The sequence below is a fragment of the Pseudomonas sp. TMB3-21 genome, assembly GCF_054898145.1.
In genome coordinates, this window is record NZ_CM142718.1 from 3,548,849 (window position 1) to 3,570,467 (window position 21,619).

Annotated in this window: 18 protein-coding genes; all 18 read right to left on the reverse strand. The window is 59.8% G+C overall.

From position 1 onward, the window contains the following. Positions 1-40: 40 nt before the first annotated feature. Entirely contained in the window at positions 41-1,504 is a 1,464-nt protein-coding gene (gene nuoN, locus ACYZTS_RS16285; RefSeq protein ID WP_461990454.1) for an NADH-quinone oxidoreductase subunit NuoN, read from the reverse strand. A 7-nt stretch (positions 1,505-1,511) separates the two neighbouring features. After that, entirely contained in the window at positions 1,512-3,044 is a 1,533-nt protein-coding gene (gene nuoM, locus ACYZTS_RS16290) for an NADH-quinone oxidoreductase subunit M (protein ID WP_028623949.1), read from the reverse strand. Between the two features lie 40 nt (positions 3,045-3,084). Then, positions 3,085-4,938 (reverse strand): NADH-quinone oxidoreductase subunit L, encoded by a 1,854-nt coding sequence (gene nuoL, locus ACYZTS_RS16295; RefSeq protein ID WP_461990456.1) that lies wholly within the window; start codon positions 4,936-4,938, stop codon positions 3,085-3,087. Then, positions 4,935-5,243, reverse strand: coding sequence for an NADH-quinone oxidoreductase subunit NuoK (nuoK, locus tag ACYZTS_RS16300; protein WP_010458852.1), 309 nt, complete (start codon positions 5,241-5,243; stop codon positions 4,935-4,937). Before nuoK ends, nuoL begins: the two co-directional genes overlap by 4 nt. A gap of 2 nt (positions 5,244-5,245) precedes the next feature. Further along, positions 5,246-5,749 (reverse strand): NADH-quinone oxidoreductase subunit J, encoded by a 504-nt coding sequence (nuoJ, locus tag ACYZTS_RS16305; protein ID WP_028623951.1) that lies wholly within the window; start codon positions 5,747-5,749, stop codon positions 5,246-5,248. A 9-nt stretch (positions 5,750-5,758) separates the two neighbouring features. Beyond that, positions 5,759-6,307, reverse strand: coding sequence for an NADH-quinone oxidoreductase subunit NuoI (gene nuoI / locus ACYZTS_RS16310; protein WP_028623952.1), 549 nt, complete (start codon positions 6,305-6,307; stop codon positions 5,759-5,761). A gap of 9 nt (positions 6,308-6,316) precedes the next feature. Further along, on the reverse strand, positions 6,317-7,324 hold the full coding sequence (gene nuoH, locus ACYZTS_RS16315; RefSeq protein ID WP_028623953.1) for an NADH-quinone oxidoreductase subunit NuoH: 1,008 nt from the start codon (positions 7,322-7,324) through the stop codon (positions 6,317-6,319). Further along, positions 7,321-10,035 (reverse strand): NADH-quinone oxidoreductase subunit NuoG, encoded by a 2,715-nt coding sequence (gene nuoG / locus ACYZTS_RS16320; RefSeq protein WP_461990458.1) that lies wholly within the window; start codon positions 10,033-10,035, stop codon positions 7,321-7,323. Before nuoG ends, nuoH begins: the two co-directional genes overlap by 4 nt. 138 nt (positions 10,036-10,173) lie before the next feature. Next, positions 10,174-11,532 carry an NADH-quinone oxidoreductase subunit NuoF gene (nuoF, locus tag ACYZTS_RS16325; protein ID WP_461990460.1) on the reverse strand — a complete coding sequence of 453 codons (1,359 nt, stop codon included), beginning with the start codon at positions 11,530-11,532 and terminating at the stop codon, positions 10,174-10,176. Further along, positions 11,529-12,026, reverse strand: coding sequence for an NADH-quinone oxidoreductase subunit NuoE (nuoE, locus tag ACYZTS_RS16330; RefSeq protein WP_461990461.1), 498 nt, complete (start codon positions 12,024-12,026; stop codon positions 11,529-11,531). Before nuoE ends, nuoF begins: the two co-directional genes overlap by 4 nt. 2 nt (positions 12,027-12,028) lie before the next feature. Then, complete coding sequence (nuoC, locus tag ACYZTS_RS16335) at positions 12,029-13,813, reverse strand: NADH-quinone oxidoreductase subunit C/D (RefSeq protein ID WP_461990462.1); 1,785 nt, start codon at positions 13,811-13,813, stop codon at positions 12,029-12,031. A 72-nt stretch (positions 13,814-13,885) separates the two neighbouring features. After that, positions 13,886-14,560 (reverse strand): NuoB/complex I 20 kDa subunit family protein, encoded by a 675-nt coding sequence (locus ACYZTS_RS16340; RefSeq protein ID WP_008146035.1) that lies wholly within the window; start codon positions 14,558-14,560, stop codon positions 13,886-13,888. Between the two features lie 10 nt (positions 14,561-14,570). Continuing rightward, positions 14,571-14,984, reverse strand: a complete 414-nt coding sequence (locus ACYZTS_RS16345; protein ID WP_003223812.1) for an NADH-quinone oxidoreductase subunit A — start codon at positions 14,982-14,984, stop codon at positions 14,571-14,573. Positions 14,985-15,611: 627 nt separating this feature from the next. Then, positions 15,612-16,937, reverse strand: a complete 1,326-nt coding sequence (gene aceA, locus ACYZTS_RS16350; RefSeq protein ID WP_028623958.1) for an isocitrate lyase — start codon at positions 16,935-16,937, stop codon at positions 15,612-15,614. Positions 16,938-17,411: 474 nt separating this feature from the next. Continuing rightward, a complete protein-coding gene (locus tag ACYZTS_RS16355) occupies positions 17,412-18,173 on the reverse strand; it encodes a secretin N-terminal domain-containing protein (RefSeq protein ID WP_461990464.1) in 762 nt (253 codons plus the stop codon). Positions 18,174-18,461: 288 nt separating this feature from the next. Next, on the reverse strand, positions 18,462-18,887 hold the full coding sequence (locus ACYZTS_RS16360; protein ID WP_028623960.1) for a GNAT family N-acetyltransferase: 426 nt from the start codon (positions 18,885-18,887) through the stop codon (positions 18,462-18,464). Beyond that, complete coding sequence (locus ACYZTS_RS16365) at positions 18,880-20,049, reverse strand: ribosomal protein uL16 3-hydroxylase (RefSeq protein ID WP_461990467.1); 1,170 nt, start codon at positions 20,047-20,049, stop codon at positions 18,880-18,882. Before ACYZTS_RS16365 ends, ACYZTS_RS16360 begins: the two co-directional genes overlap by 8 nt. Before the next feature lie 86 nt (positions 20,050-20,135). Beyond that, on the reverse strand, positions 20,136-21,506 hold the full coding sequence (gene purB / locus ACYZTS_RS16370; RefSeq protein WP_461990469.1) for an adenylosuccinate lyase: 1,371 nt from the start codon (positions 21,504-21,506) through the stop codon (positions 20,136-20,138). Between the last annotated feature and the right edge of the window lie 113 nt (positions 21,507-21,619).

Consider the following 21,619-nt stretch of genomic DNA (forward strand, 5'->3'; position numbering starts at 1 on the left):
CGAAGGTGCCGTTTTTGTACCACGCAATACAGCTAAATCATCAACCCGCCAACCCCGCCTGCTGAACTAGCGTCAGCATCGGCTGTGGATACACACCCAGGAAGAACGCAACCAGAGCAATCGCCAGCAACATCACGCCGCCTGCCTTCTGCTCCCAATGCAACTGCGCATCGTGGCGGCGCAGGTTCGGCTCGATCAGGTACAGGGTAACCATCACGCGCAGGTAGTAGAAGACGCCGATGGCGCTGCCCAATACCAGCGAACCGACCAGCCACCATTGCTGCGACTCGACGCCGGTGGCGATGATGTAGAACTTGCCGATGAAGCCGGCGGTCAGCGGGATGCCGGCCAGGGACAGCATCATCACGGTCAGCACGGCGGTCAGGTACGGACGGCGCCAGAACAGGCCGCGGTATTCGTACAGGGCATCGGCGTCGCGGCCGTTGTACGGCGAGGACATCAGCGTGATCACGCCGAATGCGCCGAGGCTGGTGATCACGTAGGTGACCAGGTACACGCCGATCGCTTCCACGGCCAGACCCTTGCTCGCCACCAGGGCGATCAGCAGGTAACCGAAGTGAGCGATGGACGAGTAACCCAGCAGACGCTTGAGGTTGCTTTGCGTCAGGGCCAGCAGGTTACCGAACAGGATCGACGCGATGGCGATGACGGTCAGCACGTCGCTCAGTACACCGCTGCTGGCAGCAGGGGAGATCTGGAACAGACGCACCATCACCGCAAACACCGCGACTTTCGAGGCGGTCGCCAGGAACGCTGCCACCGGTGCCGGAGCACCTTCGTAGACGTCCGGGGTCCAGAGGTGGAACGGTACCAGCGACAACTTGAACGCCAGACCGATCAACATCATGCCCAGGCCCATCTGCGCCAGGGAGCTTGGCAGGCCGGTGGTCGCCAGCGCTTGACCGATGCCGGTGAAGCTCAGGCTGCCGGAATCGGCGTAGAGCAGGGCCATACCGAACAACAGGAACGCCGAACCGGCGGCCGACAGCACCATGTACTTGATGCCGGCTTCCAGCGAACGCTTGTTGAAGAACGCATAGGCCACCAGACCGTAAACCGGTACCGAGAGTAGCTCCAGACCAATAAACAACCCCGCCAGGTGCTGCGCGCTGACCAGCACCAGCCCGCCGAGGGCGGACATCAGGATCAGCAGGTAAAGTTCTTCACGGTTGCCTGGGTAACCCGAACCGCCATCGCCAAGGTAGGCGTGGGCGAGGGTCACACAGGCGAGGGTGGCGACCAGTATCAGCGCCATGTACAGACAGGCAAAGGTGTCGATCTGCAGCAATGGGGTCACGGCCAATGGCGCGACTTTCAAGGCAGGCAGGATCGACAGCAGCGCCAGGTTCAGACCTGCCACGGAAATCAGGAAGGTTTGCGAGTGGTTGCGGCGCCAGGCGATCGCCAGCATCACCACGATGATCGTGATGGTGGTGATGAGCAGCGGCGCCAGCGCGATAAAGTGTTGAGTCGTGAATTCCATAGCGCTCTTACCGGGCCGAAGCGAGTTGAGAGAAGGCGGTGCCGAGCCATTGCTGCACGCCATGCATCGTCGCAGCAGAGGTATCGAGGAACGGTTGCGGGTACACGCCGAGATAAATCAGCAGCACCGCCAGCCCGACCACCATGATCATTTCGCGTCCGTCCATACCGTGCATGACCGCGTCCGATTTGGCCGGACCGAAGTACGCGCGGTGGATCATGATCAGCGAGTAGACCGAACCGAAAACCAGACCCGTCGTAGCGATGATGGTGATCCATGGCGCGGCGGCAAAGCTGCCCATCAGGATCAGGAATTCACCCACGAAGTTACCAGTGCCCGGCAAGCCCAGCGAGGCGGCTGCGAAGAACAGGCTGAGTGCCGGCAGGTAAGCGATCTTCGACCACAAACCACCCATTTCCCGCATGTCGCGGGTATGAGTGCGCTCGTACAACTGACCACTGAGGATAAACAGTGCCGCGGCGGAAACACCGTGCGCGAGCATCTGCATCACCGCGCCCTGCAAGGCCAGCTGGCTGCCGGAGTAGATGCCGATCAGCACGAAACCCATGTGGGAAACGGACGAGAAGGCGATCAGTCGCTTGATGTCGGTTTGTGCGAACGCCAGGAACGCGCCGTAGAAAATCCCGATCAGACCCAGGGTCATGGCAATCGGCGCAAACTCGGCCGAGGCATTCGGGAACAGCGGCAGGGCGAAACGCAGCAGGCCGTAGGCCGCCGTCTTCAACAGAATACCGGCCAGGTCGACCGAACCCGCCGTTGGCGCCTGGGCGTGAGCGTCAGGCAACCACGAGTGGAACGGCACGACCGGCAGCTTCACCGCGAAAGCGATGAAGAAACCGAGCATGAGGATGTACTCGGTGGTCAGCGACATCTTGGTTTTCAACAGATCGGCGTAGTTGAAGGTGATCACGCCGGTGTCGTTGAAGTTGACCAGCACCAGACCGAGGATCGCCACCAGCATGATCAGGCCGGAAGCCTGAGTGAAGATGAAGAACTTGGTCGCTGCGTAGATCCGGGTTTTCTTGCCGTCCGAAGAACTGTGACCCCAGAGCGCGATGAGAAAATACATCGGCACCAGCATCATTTCCCAGAAGAAGAAGAACATGAACAGGTCGAGGGCGAGGAACACGCCGACAACGCCGCCCAGAATCCACATCAGGTTCAGGTGAAAGAAGCCAACGTGACGTTGAATTTCTTTCCACGAGCACAGTACCGAGAGGATACCCAGCAGGCCGGTCAGCATGATCATCAACAGCGACAGGCCGTCGAGGGCCAAATGCACGCTGATGCCGAACCGCGCGATCCAGATGTGCTTGAACTCAAGCGCCCAGGTCGGATCGGCGCCAGGCGCCGGGGCAAATGAATAATTGCCGGTTGCCCACAGCCAAAGGCCGATGGCGAGCAACAGGGACATGGTGATCAGCGCAATCCAGCGCGGGAGGGTAGCGCCGAAGCGCTCACCCATCCAGCACAGCAGGCCGCCGATGAAGGGGATCAGGATTAGCCAAGGCAGAATCATGACGGGCTCAATTCCTTTCGCAAGTTCGCAAGGTTCATATTCAGACCGCTACCAGCACGATGGCGCCGATGACCAGCACGGAGCCGGCTGCCATCGATGCCGCGTACCAACGCAGTTGACCGGTTTCGGTACGGCTAAGGGCGTTGTGACCGCCTTTGGCCATACGCGGGATCAGACCGATGGTCTGGTCGAGCGGGTCTTTGCGCAGTACGTGGCTGATCGCAAGGTATGGCTTGACGAACAGTTTGTCGTAGATCCAGTCGAAGCCCCAGGCAGCGAACCACCAGGCCGAAAGGAAGCGGCCGATGCCGCTGTTGGCGATTGCAGTGACGAAACGACGCTTGCCGAGGAACAGCAGCGCGGCCAGCAGGATACCGGCCAGGGCAATGGCGCCCGAAGCGATTTCCAGACTGTGCTTGGCATCGCCGCCGGCGTGCCCGACGCTTTGCGGCAGCACACCGTGCAGCGGCGGAACGATCATCGCGCCGATGGCGGTGGACAGCACGATCAGCACCGACAATGGCAGCCAGTGAGCGATGCCGTGACCTGCGTGGGCTTCAGTCTTCGCTTCACCGTGGAACGCGATGAAGATCAGGCGGAAGGTGTACAGCGAGGTCATGAACGCACCGACCAGACCTGCGTAAAGCAGACCGTGGTTGCCGCTGGCGAACGCTTCCCAGAGGATTTCGTCCTTGGAGTAGAAGCCTGCGGTCACCAATGGCAGGGCCGCGAGGGCCGCACCGCCGACGATGAAGCTGGCGTAGGCCAACGGCAGTTTCTTCCACAGGCCGCCCATCTTGAAGATGTTCTGCTCGTGGTGGCAGGCAACGATCACCGCACCGGACGCAAGGAACAGCAGCGCCTTGAAGAAGGCGTGGGTCATCAGGTGGAAGATCGCACCATCCCACGCACCGACGCCCAGCGCCAGGAACATGTAACCGATCTGGCTCATGGTCGAGTAGGCGAGGATGCGTTTGATGTCGGTCTGCACCAGTGCGGCGAAACCGGCCAGGACCAGGGTCACACCGCCAACGATGCCGACCAGTTGCAAAATGTCCGGAGCCAGCGCAAACAGACCGTGGGTACGGGCGATCAGGTAGACACCGGCGGTCACCATGGTCGCGGCGTGAATCAGTGCCGAAACCGGGGTAGGGCCAGCCATCGCGTCTGCCAGCCACGTTTGCAGCGGCAGTTGCGCCGATTTACCGACAGCGCCGCCCAGCAGCATCAGGGTGGCCATAACCATCCAGAAGTCGCCGGCCTGGAATTTCTGCGGTGCCAGCACCAGCAGTTCCTGAATGTTCAGCGTGCCCAGTTGCTGGAACAGAATGAACAGGCCGATGGCCATGAACACGTCGCCAATCCGGGTCACGATGAAGGCTTTGAGTGCGGCGTTACCGTTGTTGCGGTTGCTGTAGTAGAAACCGATCAACAGGTACGAGCACAGGCCCACGCCCTCCCAGCCGAAGTACAGGAACAACAGGTTATCGCCCAGGATCAGGAACAGCATGCTGGCGATAAACAGGTTGGTGTAGGCGAAGAAGCGCGAGTAACCCGCTTCACCGCGCATGTACCAGGACGCGAACAGGTGAATCAGGAAGCCGACACCAACCACCACGCCCAGCATGGTCACGGACAGGCCATCCAGGTACAGCGCGAAGTTCGGCGTGAAGCCTTCCACCGCCATCCACTGCCACAACACCTGGGTGTAGTGACCGCCTTCCGGCGGGGCAACGTTGAACTGCCAGATCACGTAAGCGGTGACGATGGCAGACAGGCCGATGGAGCCGACGCCGATCAGCGCGGCAAGGTTTTCCGAGAAGCGTCCCCGAGAGAACGACAGCAGCAGAAAACCAATCAGAGGGAATACGAAAGTCAGATAGAGAAGATTCATCCGCGCATCTCGCTGGCAGCGTCGATATCGAGAGTGTGGAAGCGGCGATACAGCTGCAACAGAATCGCCAGGCCAATACTGGCCTCGGCGGCCGCGAGGCTGATCACCAGGATGAACATGATCTGTCCATCCGGCTGACCCCAACGGCTACCGGCAACAATGAAGGCCAGTGCGGAGGCATTCATCATGATCTCCAGGCTCATCAGCACGAAAAGAATGTTGCGGCGGACCATCAGGCCGACCAGACCGAGGCAGAACAGGATGCCGGCGACCGCCAGACCATGCTCCAAAGGGATAGCAGGCATCGTCATTGCTCCTTGGCTTCGTTACGGCCGAGATGGAACGCCGTCACGGCTGCAGCGAGCAGCAGCATCGAGGCGAGTTCGACCACCAGCAGATACGGACCGAACAGGCTGATGCCCACGGCCTTGGCGTCTACGGTGGTGTGGCCGATGGCCTGACCGCTTTGATCGCTGAACAGCACGTACAGCAGTTCAACCAGCAGCAAGGTGCCGAGGATCACCGGGCCGAGCCAGATGCCTGGCTTGAGCCACACGCGTTCCTGCTGAACCGAGGCCGGGCCGAGGTTCAGCATCATCACCACGAACACGAACAGCACCATGATGGCGCCAGCGTAGGCGATCACTTCCAGCACACCGGCAAAGGGTGCGCCAAGGGCGAAAAACGTCATCGCCACGGCAATCAGCGAAATGATCAGGTAGAGCAGGGCGTGCACAGGGTTGGTGTGAGTGATCACGCGAAGCGTGGAAACCACAGCGATACCCGATGCGAAATAGAAAGCGAATTCCATCTTTCTTCCTTAAGGCAGCAAGCTCTTCACGTTGATCGGTTCGGCTTCATTTTGCGCGGCGCCTTTCGGCTTCCCGGCAATCGCCATACCTGCAACACGATAGAAGTTGTAATCAGGGTTTTTGCCGGGGCCGGAGATCAGCAGATCTTCTTTCTCGTAAACCAGGTCCTGACGTTTGAACTCGGCCATTTCGAAATCCGGTGTCAGCTGGATTGCGGTGGTCGGGCAGGCTTCCTCGCAGAGGCCGCAGAAAATGCAGCGCGAGAAGTTGATGCGGAAGAAGTCCGGGTACCAGCGACCGTCTTCGGTTTCGGCTTTCTGCAGCGAGATGCAGCCCACCGGGCACGCCACGGCGCAGAGGTTGCAGGCTACACAACGCTCTTCGCCATCAGGGTCGCGGGTCAGGACGATACGGCCACGGTAACGCGGCGGCAGGTAAACCTGCTCTTCCGGGTACTGCAGCGTGTCGCGCTTGCGGAAGGCATGGCCGAAAATCATCACCAGGCTGCGAAGCTGGGTGAAGAAGCCATGCACGATGTCAATTATGTACTTCATGATTCTCTATCCTCACTGAGCCGCGACGGCGGGCGTGTTGAGCAACACGATCGCAGCGGTCACCAGCATGTTGACGAGGGTCAGCGGCAGGCAGAACTTCCAGCTGAAATCCATCACTTGGTCATACCGTGGGCGCGGAATGGAGGCGCGCAACAGGATGAAGATCATGATGAAGAACGCGGTTTTCAGCGCGAACCAGATGAACGGGATCTGCGGCAGAATACCGAACGGGCCATGCCAGCCACCGAAGAACAAGGTCACCAGCAGCGCCGAAATCAGCACGATGCCGATGTACTCGCCAACGAAGAACATGCCCCATTTCATGCCGGCGTATTCAATGTGGTAACCGTCGGCCAGTTCCTGCTCCGCTTCCGGCTGGTCGAACGGGTGACGGTGAGTCACGGCGACGCCGGCGATGAAGAAGGTCAGGAAACCGAAGATCTGCGGGATGATGAACCATAGGTTCTGCGCTTGATATTCAACGATGTCGCGCATGTTGAACGAGCCGACCTGGATCACGATGCCCATCAGCGACAGGCCCATGAACACTTCGTACGACACGGTCTGTGCCGAGGCCCGCAAGCTGCCCAGCAGGGCGAACTTGTTGTTGCTCGACCAGCCAGCGAACAGCACCGCGTAGACCGACAGACCGGCCATGGCGAAGAAGAACAGGATGCCGATGTTGATGTCCGCCACGCCCCAGGTCGGGGTGATCGGGATGATCGCGAAGGCAATCAGCAGGGCGCTCATCGCCACCACCGGTGCCAGGGTGAAGATCATCTTGTCGGCGAACGGCGGCGTCCAGTCTTCCTTGAAGAACATCTTGATCATGTCGGCCGCGATCTGGAACGCACCGAACGGGCCGACGCGGTTCGGACCGTAACGGTCCTGCCAGAGGGCGAGCAGACGGCGCTCGACCCAGCTCAGCAGCGCACCGCACACCACCACGGCGAGCAGAATCACGATGGCCTTGAGGACCGCGATGATCACGTCAATCACTTCAGGCGTGAACCAGGTCATTGAGCTGCCTCCTGCAGACCGTCAACGGATTTGCCAAAGATCGCAGGCGGAATGCCGGCGATGCCCGCCGGCAATGCCACCAGGCCCGCGCCCAGCTCTTCATTGATGCGCAGCGGCAGACGCAAGGTCTGGCCGGCAACATTCAGGCTCAGCAGCGCACCGTCATTGACGCCCAGGCGATCAGCTTCGGATTTGGCCAGCGACACATAAGCGGCAGGGATGCGTTCCTGAACCGGTGCGGCTTTCGAAGAATTTTCTTCGCTGCCGAACAGGTGGAAGAACGGCACGACCTGCCAGGTGCCCGGTGCCGGGTTGAACGCACGCGGTACGGCGGCAAACCAGTTCAGCGAATCACCGTTGCTTTCGATCAGGCGGGTGCCCGGGTCGCCAGCGCGGATGTGACCACCGACTTCGTCCTGGAACTTGTTCCACGCTTGCGGCGAGTTCCAGCCCGGAGACCAGGCAAACGGCACTTGCTGACGCGGCTCAGCCGAACCCGAGTAACCTTCCATCGAGAAGTTGAACGCGGTGTCGTTGTCCTGCGGCGTACGCGGTTCATGCACGCTGATGTCGGCGCGCATGGCAGTACGCCCGGAATAACGCAGCGGTTCACGGGCCAGTTTCATGCCCTTGATGCGGAATGCGGCCGACGGTGCAGCGTCGACAATGCGCGCCAGTTGCGGCGTGCTCGAAGCGACGGCAGCGGTGACGTGATCCAGCTGGGTCCAGTCGATCGGCTGGTTCAGCAGGGTCGCACGCAGGGCATGCAGCCAGCGCCAGCCTTCGTGAACCAGGATGCTCGCGTCCATGTATTTCGGATCGAACACCTGGAAGAAGCGCTGGGCGCGGCCTTCCTGGCTGACCAGCGTACCGTCGCCTTCCGCGAAGCTCGCGGCGGGCAGAACCAGGTGCGCGCGATCGCTGGTGGCGGTTTTCTGATGGTCGGCGACGATCAGCACTTTCGCGGCGTTCAGGGCAGCATCGACCTTGGCCTTGTCCGTGCGGGTGTACAGGTCGTTTTCCAGCACGACGATGGCATCAGCCTTGCCGTCGATCACGGCTTGCAACGCGTCGTCAACCGAATCACCACCGAGCATGGCCAGGCCGAGGCTGTTGGCCTCTGGCACGATCAGGCTGATGGAACCGTTCTTCTCGCGCAGCTTCAGGGCCTTGGCAATGTTGGCGGCCGCTTCGATCAGCGCCTTGGAACCCAGCGAGGTGCCGGCAATGATCAGCGGACGTTTGGCCGCGAGCAGGGCGTCGGCAATGCGCTGAGCCAGGTCGAGGGCTTCCGTGTCGAGGCCTTCAACCGCTGGCGCACTGGCGTCGAGGGCGTGTGCCACGGCGAAACCGATGCGGGCCAGATCGTCAGGTGCAGCGTGTACGCATTCTTCGGCAATATCGTCGAGCTTGGTTTCAGCCAGGCTGGCGATGAACAGCGGGTTCAGCGCGTGCTGACCGATGTTCTTCACCGCAGCATCCAGCCACGGCTGAACGCGCATCGCGTCGGCCATGTCTTCGGCTTTGCCCTTGACCGATTGACGCAGGGACAACGCCATGCGCGCAGCAGTCTGGGTCAGGTCTTCGCCGAGGACGAAAATGGCGTCGTGGTCTTCAATGTCGCGCATGTTCGGAATCGGCAGCGGGCTGTCTTTCAGCACCTGCATGACCAGACGAATACGCGCCAACTCCCCGGCTTCGATACCGGAGTAGAAGTGCTCGGCGCCGACCAGCTCGCGCAACGCGTAGTTGCTCTCGAGGCTGGCGCGCGGCGAACCAATGCCGACGATATTGCGACCGCGCAGCAGGTCGGCGGCTTTATCCAGCGCTTGGTCGAGGCTCAGTTTGGCACCGTCGACCAGCAATGGCTGACGTGGCCGGTCTTCGCGGTTGACATAGCCATAGCCGAAACGGCCACGGTCGCACAGGAAGTACTGGTTGACCGAACCGTTGAAGCGGTTTTCGATCCGGCGCAGTTCACCGTAGCGCTCGCCCGGGGAGATGTTGCAACCGCTGGAGCAGCCATGGCAGATGCTCGGCGAGAACTGCATGTCCCACTTGCGGTTGTAGCGCTCGGAGTGAGTCTTGTCGGTGAACACACCGGTCGGGCAGACCTCGGTGAGGTTGCCGGAGAACTCGCTTTCGAGGGTGCCGTCTTCAACGCGACCGAAGTACACGTTGTCGTGGGCGCCGAACACACCGAGGTCGGTGCCGCCAGCGTAGTCCTTATAGAAGCGCACGCAGCGGTAGCAAGCGATGCAGCGGTTCATCTCGTGGGAAATGAACGGGCCCAGTTGCTGATTCTGGTGAGTGCGCTTGGTAAAGCGATAACGGCGCTCGTTGTGGCCGGTCATCACCGTCATGTCTTGCAGGTGGCAATGACCGCCTTCCTCACAGACCGGGCAGTCGTGCGGGTGGTTGGTCATCAGCCATTCGACGACGCTGGCGCGAAATACCTTCGCCTCTTCGTCGTCGATGGAGATCCAGCTGCCGTCGGTGGCAGGAGTCATGCAGGACATGACGATCCGACCACGCTTGTCGTTCTCGTCGGTGTACTGCTTGACCGCGCACTGGCGGCAAGCGCCAACGCTGCCTAGGGCTGGGTGCCAGCAGAAATACGGGATATCGAGGCCTAGCGACAGACATGCCTGTAACAGGTTGTCTGCCCCGTCGACTTCGAGCTCTTTGCCGTCTACGTGGATAGTGGCCATGGTTCAAAGTTCTTCGTTGGCCCGGTGTCAGCGGGCGTGGCTAATGGAATCTTGTTGTTCGCACGAATCAAAACAGCCCGTCAAAGGCGTCATCGAACGAGAAGGCGAAGGGCACGGACCCTTCGCCTTGTTAAGCATTTACACGCCGACCATGGTCGGCGTTACCACTTGATTGAGGTCGCCTGCGCGGGTTGGCGCGATGCCGGCCTCGAACTCGTGGCGGAAGTATTTGATTGCGCTGCCCAACGGCTCCACGGCGCCCGGTGCGTGAGCACAGAACGTCTTGCCCGGGCCGAGGAAACCGACCAGACCCAGCAGGGTCTCGATGTCGCCGGCCTGGCCTTCGCCGTTTTCGATTGCGCGCAGCAGCTTGACGCTCCACGGCAAACCGTCACGGCACGGGGTGCAGAAACCGCACGACTCACGGGAGAAGAACTCTTCCATGTTGCGCAGCAGGGAAACCATGTTGACGCTGTCGTCCACCGCCATGGCCAGGCCGGTACCCATCCGGGTGCCGACCTTGGCGATGCCGCCGGCGTACATTTGCGCGTCGAGGTGTTCCGGCAAGAGAAAACCGGTACCGGCGCCCCCTGGTTGCCAGGCCTTGAGCGTGAAGCCATCGCGCATGCCACCGGCGTAGTCTTCGAACAACTCGCGACCGGTGACGCCGAATGGCAATTCCCACAGGCCGGGGTTCTTGACCTTGCCGGAGAAGCCCATGAGCTTGGTGCCCATGTCTTCACTGCCTTCACGGGCCAACGATTTGTACCAGTCAACGCCGTCGGCAATGATCGCCGGCACGTTGCACAGGGTTTCCACGTTGTTTACGCAAGTCGGCTTGCCCCACACGCCCACGGCGGCAGGGAAGGGCGGCTTGGAGCGCGGGTTGGCGCGGCGACCTTCGAGGGAGTTGATCAGTGCAGTTTCTTCACCGCAGATGTAACGCCCGGCGCCGGTGTGGACGAACAGCTCGAAATCGAAACCGCTGCCCAGGATATTTTTACCCAGCAGGCCTGCAGCCTTGGCTTCTTCCACGGCACGGTTGAGGTGCTTGGCGGCAGTGGTGTATTCGCCACGCAGGAAGATGTAGCCACGGTAGGTTTTCAGTGCGCGGGCACTGATCAGCATGCCTTCGATCAGCAGATGGGGCAGTTGCTCCATCAGCATGCGGTCTTTCCAGGTGTTCGGTTCCATCTCGTCCGCGTTGCACAGCAGGTAGCGGATGTTGATGGATTCGTCTTTGGGCATCAGGCCCCACTTCACGCCCGTGGGGAAGCCTGCACCGCCGCGACCCTTGAGGCCGGCGTCTTTCACGGTCTGGACGATGTCGTCCTGGGCCATGTCGGCGAAAGCCTTGCGCGCAGCGGCGTAACCGTTCTTGGCCTGGTACTCGTCGAGCCACACAGCCTCGCCGTCGTCACGCAGGCGCCAGGTCAGCGGATGAGTCTCGGCCGAACGCTTGATGCGGTTGGCAGGACCAAAGGAAGTCAGGGTCATACGTAGCCCTCGAGCAGTGTGGCAACGCCGGCAGGCTGCACATCACCGAAAGTGTCGTCGTCGATCATCAACGCCGGCGCCTTGTCGCAGTTGCCGAGGCAGCAGACCGGCAGCAGCGTGAAACGACCGTCGGCGGTAGTCTGGCCGAGGCCGATGCCGAGCTTGCTCTGGATTTCGCTGACCACCGACTCGTGGCCGCCGATGTAGCAGACCATGCTGTCGCAGACGCGAATGATGTGTCGGCCAACCGGCTGACGGAAGATCTGGCTGTAGAAAGTCGCCACGCCTTCAACGTCGCTCGCCGGGATGCCGAGGATCTCGCCGATCGCGTAGAGCGCGCCGTCAGGCACCCAGCCACGTTCCTTCTGGACGATCTTCAAGGCTTCGATCGACGCCGCGCGCGGGTCTTCGTAGTGATGCAACTCGTGCTCGATGGCCGAGCGCTCGCTTTCACTGAGGGTGAAACGGTCTGTCTGGATAAGCGTGCTGTTCATGCTTAGCGGTCCACGTCGGCCATAACGAAATCGATACTACCCAGGTACGCAATCAAGTCCGCGACCATGCTGCCTTTGATCACCGAAGGGATCTGCTGCAGGTGCGGGAAGCTTGGAGTACGAATCCGGGTGCGGTAGCTCATGGTGCCGCCATCGCTCGTCAGGTAATAACTGTTGATGCCCTTGGTCGCTTCGATCATCTGGAAGGATTCGTTGGCCGGCATCACCGGGCCCCACGAAACTTGCAGGAAGTGCGTGATCAGGGTCTCGATGTGCTGCAGCGTGCGCTCTTTCGGTGGCGGCGTGGTCAGCGGGTGATCCGCCTTGTACGGGCCTTCCGGCATGTTGCGCATGCACTGCTCGATGATCTTGATGCTCTGGCGCATCTCTTCCACGCGCACGATGCAACGATCGTAGGCATCGCCATTGGCGGCCAGCGGCACTTCGAATTCGAAATTCTCGTAGCCGGAATACGGGCGCGCTTTACGCAGGTCGAAGTCGCAACCGGTCGAACGCAAGCCAGCACCGGTGACGCCCCATTCCAGGGCTTCCTTGGTGTTGTAGGCGGCGACGCCGATGGTGCGGCCTTTGAGAATGCTGTTGTCGAGTGCGGCTTTCTGGTATTCGTCCAGACGCTTTGGCATCCACTCGACGAAGTCTTTCACCAGTTTTTCCCAGCCGCGTGGCAGGTCATGCGCGACGCCGCCGATGCGGTACCAGGCCGGGTGCAGACGGAAACCGGTAATCGCTTCGATCACCGTGTACGCCTTTTGACGATCGGTGAAAGTGAAGAACACCGGAGTCATGGCGCCGACGTCCTGGATGTAAGTACCCAGGAACAGCAGGTGGCTGGTGATCCGGAAGAACTCGGCCATCATGATGCGGATGACGTCGACCTTCTCGGGCACCTTGATGCCGGCCAGCTTCTCGACCGAGAGCACGTACGGCAGGTTGTTCATCACGCCGCCGAGGTAGTCGATACGGTCGGTGTACGGAATGAAGCTGTGCCACGACTGACGCTCGGCCATCTTCTCGGCGCCACGGTGGTGGTAACCAACGTCCGGCACGCAGTCGACGATCTCTTCACCGTCCAGCTGCAGAATGATGCGGAAGGCACCGTGCGCGGAAGGGTGGTTAGGGCCGAGGTTGAGGAACATGTAGTCCTCGTTCGCCCCGGAACGCTTCATGCCCCAGTCTTCAGGCTTGAAGCGCGCGGCTTCTTCCTCAAGCTGCTGCTTGGCCAGCGTCAGGCTGTACGGATCGAATTCGGTGGCGCGGGCCGGGAAGTCCTTGCGCAGCGGGTGACCTTCCCAGGTTGGCGGCATCATGATGCGGGTCAGGTGGGGGTGGCCGGCAAAGTTGATGCCGTACAGGTCCCACACTTCACGCTCGTACCAGTTGGCGTTCGGCCACAGACCGGTAACGGTTGGCACGTTCAGATCGCTCTCGGACAAGGCGACCTTGATCATTACGTCACTGTTACGTTCGATCGACATCAGGTGATAGAACACAGTGAAGTCGGCGCCGCTTGGCAGCCCTTGACGCTTGGTGCGCAGACGCTCGTCCACACCGTGCAGGTCATAGAGCATGACGTACGGCTTGGGCAGGTTGCGCAGGAAGGTCAGGACTTCGACGAGTTTGGCGCGGGCAACCCAAAGCACCGGCATGCCGGTGCGGGTAGGCTGGGCGCTGAACGCTTCGGGGCCAAATCGGTTGTTCAGTTCGACGACCACATCCTGGTCGTCTGCCTTGTAAGGCGGGATGTACAGAGCACTGCCTGTAGTCATGGTTATTTATCGCTTTCGGTCAACGTAAAGAATGAAGCCAGGTTCTCGTTCTATATAAGAAGCAGAGCTGGATCAGACTTCGTCGGGGCTGCGCAGGTTGGTGACTGCGATTCGCTGTTCGCGGCGCTGTTCCTTTTGCGAAGGCATCTCGGCGCGATAAACGCCTTGATCACCCACGACCCAGGAAAGCGGACGACGCTCCTGTCCAATCGACTCTTGCAAGAGCATCAAGCCTTGCAGAAAAGCTTCGGGACGGGGCGGGCAGCCAGGCACGTAGACGTCCACGGGCAGGAACTTGTCCACCCCTTGAACGACAGAGTAGATGTCGTACATGCCACCGGAGTTGGCGCACGAACCCATGGAGATAACCCATTTGGGTTCGAGCATTTGCTCGTAGAGACGCTGAATGATCGGCGCCATCTTGATGAAGCAGGTACCGGCGATAACCATGAAATCCGCCTGACGCGGCGATGCCCGGATAACTTCGGCGCCAAAGCGCGCGATGTCGTGGGGCGCCGTGAAGGCGGTGGTCATTTCCACGTAGCAGCACGAAAGGCCGAAGTTGTACGGCCACAGGGAGTTCTTGCGCCCCCAGTTGATCGTGCCGTTAAGCACGTCTTCGAGCTTGCCCATGAAAATGTTTTTGTGAACTTGATCTTCTAACGGATCGGAAACGGTTTCCCGCTCGCCAATCGGATACTGCTCGTTAGGAGCATCGGGGTCGATCCTGGTGAGATTGTATTGCATTGCCAAAGCCTCATTGTTTCAGCTTCGCCTGCCGCTTGCGACGAGCTTCCGGAGCCCAGTCAAGGGCACCCACTCGGAACAGGTAGACAAGACCTGCCAACAGAATTGCTATGAAAACGAGAGCTTCGACGAATCCGGTCCAGCCGCTTTCGCGGACGGACACAGACCAGGCAAAGAGAAAAAGGGCTTCGATATCGAAGATCACGAAGAGCATCGCGACCAGATAGAATTTGGCTGAGAGCCGCAAGCGGGCGCCACCTGTAGGGAGCATGCCGGACTCGAACGGTTCATTTTTGCTGCGGCCCCAGGCTTTTGACCCAAGGAGGCTGGAGACGCCCAGCATGAAGGCGCAGAGGCCGACAACGCCCAGAAGGAAAATGGCAAAGCCCCAGTTGTGGGCCATGAGTCCTGTCGCTTCGGGCATGCTGATAATCCTTAACAGAGAGCAAAGGTCTCTGAGCTTGAATAAAACAACGCAGTGACGATATGTCGCAGCAATCAATCCCGCTGATTTTATGGCACAACACGGTGCAAGTAAAATTCCTGTAGCGAAATTATTTAGCGGAATAAGCGCATACCGCCCTGTCAAAACCGTGCAGACCATGCGATGCGGGCATTAGCCGGGTTTTCATCAATTAAGTTTTGTTGTAGATGTAACGGATATAGTTCTCGCTAAATGATAATCACTACTGTTTGGGCGAGTTTTGTAACTTTTTATCGGGTGCGTAAGTGGGAAGTTGTCTTATATAGCGGTTATTGCAAGTAGCACGAGAGGTCGATTGGCCGCGCATTCACTCGTAGCAGCTGCCGAAGGCTGCGTTCGAGGACTAAGTCCTCGCAAGACCAGTCTGCGCATCGTGCCTGATGCGCAGATACGGATTTACGACTGCTTCGCAGTCGGACGCAGCCTTCGGCAGCTGCTACAAAGGAGTTGTGTTGTGGGTAAATCGCGGGCAAAAAAACGCCCCGAACCAGTCGGGGCGTCAGTAGTGCGACGTTGCGGTTAGCTTTCTATTCGGTCCGCAGCGGCCGTTTGCTCAAGCGAATCAGATCAGTGGAACTGTTCTTCTTCAGTCGAACCGGTCAGCGCGGTGACCGAAGACGAGCCACCCTGGATCACGGTGGTCATGTCGTCGAAGTAGCCGGTGCCGACTTCCTGCTGGTGAGCCACGAAGGTGTAACCCTTGGAGGCGTCAGCGAACTCCTGCTCTTGCAGTTTCACGTAGGCAGTCATGTCGTTGCGGGCGTAGTCGTGCGCCAGGTTGAACATGCTGTGCCACATGTTGTGAATGCCGGCCAGGGTGATGAATTGGTGCTTGTAACCCATGGCGGATAGTTCGCGCTGGAACTTGGCGATGGTCGCGTCGTCCAGGTTTTTCTTCCAGTTGAAGGAAGGCGAGCAGTTGTACGAGAGCAGTTGGTCCGGGTATTCCTTCTTGATCGCTTCGGCGAAACGACGGGCTTCGTCCAGATCCGGCTTGGCGGTTTCGCACCAGATCAGGTCAGCGTACGGTGCGTAAGCCAAGCCGCGAGCGATGGCCTGATCGAGACCGGCGCGCACTTTGTAGAAGCCTTCCTGAGTACGTTCGCCAGTCACGAACGGCTGGTCGTACGGGTCGCAATCGGACGTCAGCAAGTCGGCAGCGTTAGCATCGGTACGCGCCAGAATGATGGTTGGCGTGCCGGCAACGTCTGCAGCCAGACGAGCAGCGGTCAGCTTCTGCACAGCTTCCTGGGTGGGAACCAGTACCTTGCCGCCCATGTGGCCGCATTTTTTCACGGAAGCCAGTTGGTCTTCGAAGTGAACGCCGGCGGCGCCTGCTTCGATCATGCTCTTCATCAGTTCGTAAGCGTTCAGAACGCCGCCGAAACCGGCTTCAGCGTCAGCCACGATCGGTGCGAAGTAGTCGATGTAGCCTTCGTCGCCCGGGCCTTTGCCGGCTTTCCACTGGATCTGGTCAGCACGACGGAACGAGTTGTTGATGCGCTTGACCACGGTTGGAACCGAGTCCACCGGGTACAGCGACTGATCCGGGTACATCGATTCGGCGGAGTTGTTGTCCGCAGCCACTTGCCAGCCCGACAGGTAGATGGCCTGGATACCGGCTTTGACTTGCTGTACAGCCTGGCCGCCAGTCAGGGCGCCCATGCAGTTGACGAAATCTTTCTCGGGACGGAAGGACGGCTTGGCACCTTGGGTGACCAGGTTCCAGAGCTTCTCTGCGCCCATTTTTGCAAAGGTGTGCTCAGGTTGGACCGAGCCACGCAGACGGACGACGTCGGCAGCGGAGTAAGCGCGTGTCACGCCTTTCCAGCGCGGGTTTTCAGCCCAGTCTTTTTCGAGGGCTGCAATTTGCTGTTCGCGTGTCAGTGCCATGGGGAAAAACCTCGTCGCGTCTTGTATGGAAAGTTGTTCTGCGGTGGAAGCTATGCGCTCGCTGACCAGAAGCTTAGGCGGTCAAGTCGGATTTGGCGGGGGTGGCGACGGGATGAACGATGGGCTCGAGGGGAAGTGAGCAGGTAAGGGCGAACTGGCGAGCGCATTCGGGCGTCGTGGGCCTTGGTGCAAACATCAGCGTGGAGCCGGGTTACCTAATTACGCTTCCGTCCCTCGGGACAACTTCGTTCCAGTCGGCAACCTCGTCAAACACACCTTGTGGGCGGTACAGACACGAAACGGCTCGCGGGGGTAGGTGCGAGCATCGCTTCGAAGGCCCTTGCCAGGGCCTCTGATTAGCGGGAGCGAGGCCATCATGCCTTTGCTTTTTTGGCTCGTCAAACGTTTTGTAGTGCTTTTTTTCAGGCACTACATCTTTGGTCTAATACGACTAATCAGTCAGTTTTCGGTGGTTTAGTCCAAGGTGTCGACTTTGACCCGCAACGTCATGTCGTCCCGGCCTTGAGTCGAGTAGCTGCGGGCCACGCCCTGTTTGTCGGCCTGGTTCTGGCGGTTTACACCGGCCAGCATGATCCATTCGCCGAGACGTCCGGTGACGGTTGTGTCGGTGCTTTGCACGTTCACTACATCAGGACGTTCCTGGCTCATGCGGTCACGATTGGTGCTGATGGACAGGTGAACGATGTCTCCGGTGACGCTGGCGGTCACATAGAAACCCTGGGTGACGTTGCGGTACTCGGTCTGGCTTTGCAGATCGCCATAGGAATCGGTGCGGCTGCTGGTGAGCGGCACGCTCTGGCCGACCTGGATCAGCGCCGGCGCACCTTCGCTGGCCTGGATTTGCTGAATGCCGCCGTCACGGCTGCTGGTGCTGCGATTGATGATTCGGGTCTGGCTCGGTCTGGCACCGTTCACCGAGTAGCCTTGATCGCCCTGAACGTTGTTCTCATTGGTGTCGACGGTGATCAACAAGCGCTTTGGTGCGGTATCGAGCTGGGCGACGAGGGCTTTAAGTTCGTCGATCTTGCGCTGATCGGCGTTGACGATCAGCTGGTTGCCGTAAGCGCTGACCTGGCCATCCTTGCCGATGAAATCCTGCGCCATCGGCAGCATGTCGGCGCTGGTGTGATAGTTCAGCGGCACGATTTCGGTGGCAGCCACGACCGGAAAGCTACAGGTCAGCAGCAATGTAGTGAGCAGGGTGCGTAGCGACATGTCCGTTATCTCCAACAAATAAATTAGCCCGTAGGAGCTGCCGAAGGCTGCGATCTTTGATCTTGCCCTTCGATTGATATTGCCAGTTTGTCGGCCCGGCGTGGGGCAAGTTGAATTGCACACAGCAAAACGCCCCGGCATCGGTGGATGGCGGGGCGTTTTGTGGTGTTGTTCCGGGCCTCATCGCGAGCAGGCTCACTCCCACAGGATTGATGGTGTTGCTGCAATCTCCAATTCACCATCAATCACTGTGGGAGTGAGCCTGCTCGCGAAGGCCGCGACTCGGTATCAGCCGGAATGCCGCACCATGTCCACATGCGGAATCCCTGCTTCCAGAAACTCCTCACTGACCAGGCTGAAGCCCAGGCGCTCATAGAAGGCCGTGGCCTGCACTTGTGCGCTGAGCATCTGCTGCTTCAAGCCGCGCTTCTCGGCTTCACCGATCACTGCCTGCATCAGCGCATCGCCAACCTTCAAACCGCGCCAGTCTTTCAGCACCGACACCCGCCCGATGTGACCATCGGCCAGCAGGCGAGCCGTGCCGATCGGGAAGTCGCCTTCGAAGGCCAGAAAATGCACCGCTGTCGCGTCGTCAGCATCCCATTCCAGTTCAGGCGGAACGGATTGCTCGGCGATGAACACCGTCTCACGAATGCGCCGGATCTCGGCGTTGTCCTTTTGCCAGTCTGCGACACGTACGTGAATTTTATTCATCAGCAAACCCCAGGCTTCCTTGCTTGATCAGTTCACACAGCAGGCCGCGACCGTCTTCATCGTTCAGCCAATCGCCAAGGTTGTCGATGTGCAGCGCATCAGCGGCGCAAATCAACTTCAGCAGCTCGCGCAGTTTGCCCGGCAGGTAACGGCTTTGACCACTGGCGAACAGCAGCAAGTCATCATCGACCTCGGACCAGGCCAGGCGCGCACTCGGGTTGCGGATCAGTACAGCACCTTGTTCAAGGCTGGCGAGCAGGTCTTCTTCTTCGATTTCTTCCGGGCCGACCACCAGCTCCGGGTAACGCGGTTCGGTCATGAACTGGCCGAACCAGGTGAGCAGCAAGCGCTCGTCGCTCATGTGTTCTGCCAGCAGGCTCTTCAAACGATCAAGGGCATCGTGCTGGATCTGGTGCGGGTCGACGGCAGGCAGCGCATCGGCGTCGGTGTAACGCTCTTCGTCAGTCAGGAACTGGCTGAGGAAGTCGGTGAAGTGGGTCAGTACTTCAGCGGCGCTCGGCGCACGGAAACCCACCGAATACGTCATGCAGTCATCGATCGCTACGCCGCAATGGGCCAGGCGCGGCGGCAGGTAAAGCATGTCGCCCGGTTCCAGAACCCATTCATCGGTGGCCTGGAAATCGGCAAGAATGCGCAAGTCGGCATGTTCCAGCAGCGGGCTCTCGGAATCGCACATCTGGCCGATTTTCCAGTTGCGCTTGCCGTGGCCCTGCAGCAGGAACACATCGTAGTTGTCGAAGTGCGGACCCACGCTGCCACCGGGAGCGGCGAAGCTGATCATCACGTCGTCGATGCGCCAGCTCGGCAGAAAGCGAAACTGCTCGAGCATCTCGCTGACTTCTGGCACGAACTGGTCGACGGCTTGTACCAACAGGGTCCACTCGGTTTCCGGCAACTTGCTGAATTCGTCTTCAGCGAACGGGCCGCGGCGCAATTCCCAGGGACGCTCGCCGTGCTCGATCACCAGGCGCGATTCAACTTCTTCTTCCAGCGCCAGGCCGGCCAGTTCGTCGGCATCAATCGGGCTTTCGAAATCAGGGATTGCCTGGCGGATCAGCAGCGGTTTTTTCTGCCAGTAGTCGCGCAGGAATTCGCGCGCCGTGATGCCACCCAGAAGTTGAAGAGGAATATCAGGATTCATGTGTAACCTATTGAAAAAAAGTACTTTTCAGACGGGAATAAAAACGCCCGGCGCAGCCGGGCGTCTCAAACGGGTACAGCGGTCGATCAGATGCGTTTGGCTTGTGCCACAGCGTTGCCGATGTAGTTGGCCGGGGTCAGCAACTTCAGCTCGGCCTTGGCCGCGGCTGGCATGTCCAGACCGTCGATGAAAGTTTGCAGCGCTTCAGGGCTGATGCCCTTGCCACGGGTCAATTCTTTCAGCTTTTCGTACGGGTTTTCGATGTTGTAGCGACGCATGACCGTCTGGATCGGCTCGGCCAGTACTTCCCAGCACGCATCCAGGTCAGCGGCGATCTTCTGCGCGTTGAGCTCCAGTTTGCTGATGCCTTTGAGGCTGGCTTCGTAGGCAATCACGCTGTGCGCGAAACCGACACCGAGGTTGCGCAACACGGTGGAGTCGGTCAGGTCACGCTGCCAGCGCGAGATCGGCAGCTTGCTCGCGAGGTGCTGGAACAGCGCGTTGGCGATGCCCAGGTTGCCTTCGGAGTTTTCGAAGTCGATCGGGTTGACCTTGTGCGGCATGGTCGACGAACCGATTTCCCCAGCGATGGTGCGCTGCTTGAAATAACCCAGGGAAATGTAGCCCCAGATGTCGCGGTCGAAGTCGATCAGGATGGTGTTGAAGCGCGCGATCGCGTCGAACAACTCAGCGATGTAGTCGTGCGGTTCGATCTGCGTGGTGTACGGGTTGAAGCCCAGGCCCAACTCGTCTTCGATGAACGCGCGGGCATTTTCTTCCCAGTCGATTTCCGGATAGGCCGACAGGTGTGCGTTGTAGTTGCCGACAGCGCCGTTGATCTTCCCCAGCAGCGGAACTGCAGCGACCTGAGCGATCTGACGCTCCAGACGGTAAACCACGTTCGCCAGCTCTTTGCCCAGGGTGGTCGGCGACGCCGGCTGACCGTGGGTGCGCGACAGCATCGGCACGTCGGCGAAACGGATGGCCAGCTCGCGGATGGCCTCAGCGGTCTGGCGCATCAGCGGGAGCATCACATCATCACGGCCTTCGCGCAGCATCAATGCGTGGGACAGGTTGTTGATGTCCTCGCTGGTGCAGGCAAAGTGGATGAATTCGCTGACAGCGGCCAGTTCCGGCAGCTTGGCCGCTTGCTCTTTGAGCAGGTATTCGATCGCTTTGACGTCGTGGTTGGTGGTGCGCTCGATCTCTTTGACGCGTTCGGCGTGATCCAGAGAGAAGTTTTCCGCCAGGGTATTCAGGACAGCGTTGGCTTCGGCGGAGAACGCCGGCACTTCGCTGATGGCAGAGTGAGCGGCCAGCCGCTGGAGCCAGCGCACTTCAACCAGAACGCGAGCACGGATCAGGCCGTACTCGCTGAAAATTGGGCGCAGGGCCTGGGTTTTGCCGGCGTAGCGGCCGTCAACAGGGGAAACCGCAGTGAGCGAAGAAAGCTGCATGGGGTGTTCTCGGACAGTCGGGCAACGAAATGGGGCGCGTATCATACATGAAAAAATTCGCCGGTCCGTTGCCAACTGACCAGCGTCGTACGCGTTACAGACTACAAAAGCTG

Coding starts and splice junctions, on each gene's coding strand:
- ACYZTS_RS16360 (WP_028623960.1), bottom strand. CDS start 18,887: ATGAATAAAATTCACGTACGTGTCGCAGACTGGCAAAAGGACAACGCC.
- nuoC (WP_461990462.1), bottom strand. CDS start 13,813: ATGACTACAGGCAGTGCTCTGTACATCCCGCCTTACAAGGCAGACGAC.
- nuoE (WP_461990461.1), bottom strand. CDS start 12,026: ATGAACAGCACGCTTATCCAGACAGACCGTTTCACCCTCAGTGAAAGC.
- nuoG (WP_461990458.1), bottom strand. CDS start 10,035: ATGGCCACTATCCACGTAGACGGCAAAGAGCTCGAAGTCGACGGGGCA.
- purB (WP_461990469.1), bottom strand. CDS start 21,506: ATGCAGCTTTCTTCGCTCACTGCGGTTTCCCCTGTTGACGGCCGCTAC.
- nuoN (WP_461990454.1), bottom strand. CDS start 1,504: ATGGAATTCACGACTCAACACTTTATCGCGCTGGCGCCGCTGCTCATC.
- ACYZTS_RS16345 (WP_003223812.1), bottom strand. CDS start 14,984: ATGCCCGAAGCGACAGGACTCATGGCCCACAACTGGGGCTTTGCCATT.
- nuoJ (WP_028623951.1), bottom strand. CDS start 5,749: ATGGAATTCGCTTTCTATTTCGCATCGGGTATCGCTGTGGTTTCCACG.
- nuoF (WP_461990460.1), bottom strand. CDS start 11,532: ATGACCCTGACTTCCTTTGGTCCTGCCAACCGCATCAAGCGTTCGGCC.
- ACYZTS_RS16340 (WP_008146035.1), bottom strand. CDS start 14,560: ATGCAATACAATCTCACCAGGATCGACCCCGATGCTCCTAACGAGCAG.
- ACYZTS_RS16355 (WP_461990464.1), bottom strand. CDS start 18,173: ATGTCGCTACGCACCCTGCTCACTACATTGCTGCTGACCTGTAGCTTT.
- aceA (WP_028623958.1), bottom strand. CDS start 16,937: ATGGCACTGACACGCGAACAGCAAATTGCAGCCCTCGAAAAAGACTGG.
- nuoM (WP_028623949.1), bottom strand. CDS start 3,044: ATGATTCTGCCTTGGCTAATCCTGATCCCCTTCATCGGCGGCCTGCTG.
- nuoK (WP_010458852.1), bottom strand. CDS start 5,243: ATGCCTGCTATCCCTTTGGAGCATGGTCTGGCGGTCGCCGGCATCCTG.
- ACYZTS_RS16365 (WP_461990467.1), bottom strand. CDS start 20,049: ATGAATCCTGATATTCCTCTTCAACTTCTGGGTGGCATCACGGCGCGC.
- nuoH (WP_028623953.1), bottom strand. CDS start 7,324: ATGACCTGGTTCACGCCTGAAGTGATTGACGTGATCATCGCGGTCCTC.
- nuoL (WP_461990456.1), bottom strand. CDS start 4,938: ATGAATCTTCTCTATCTGACTTTCGTATTCCCTCTGATTGGTTTTCTG.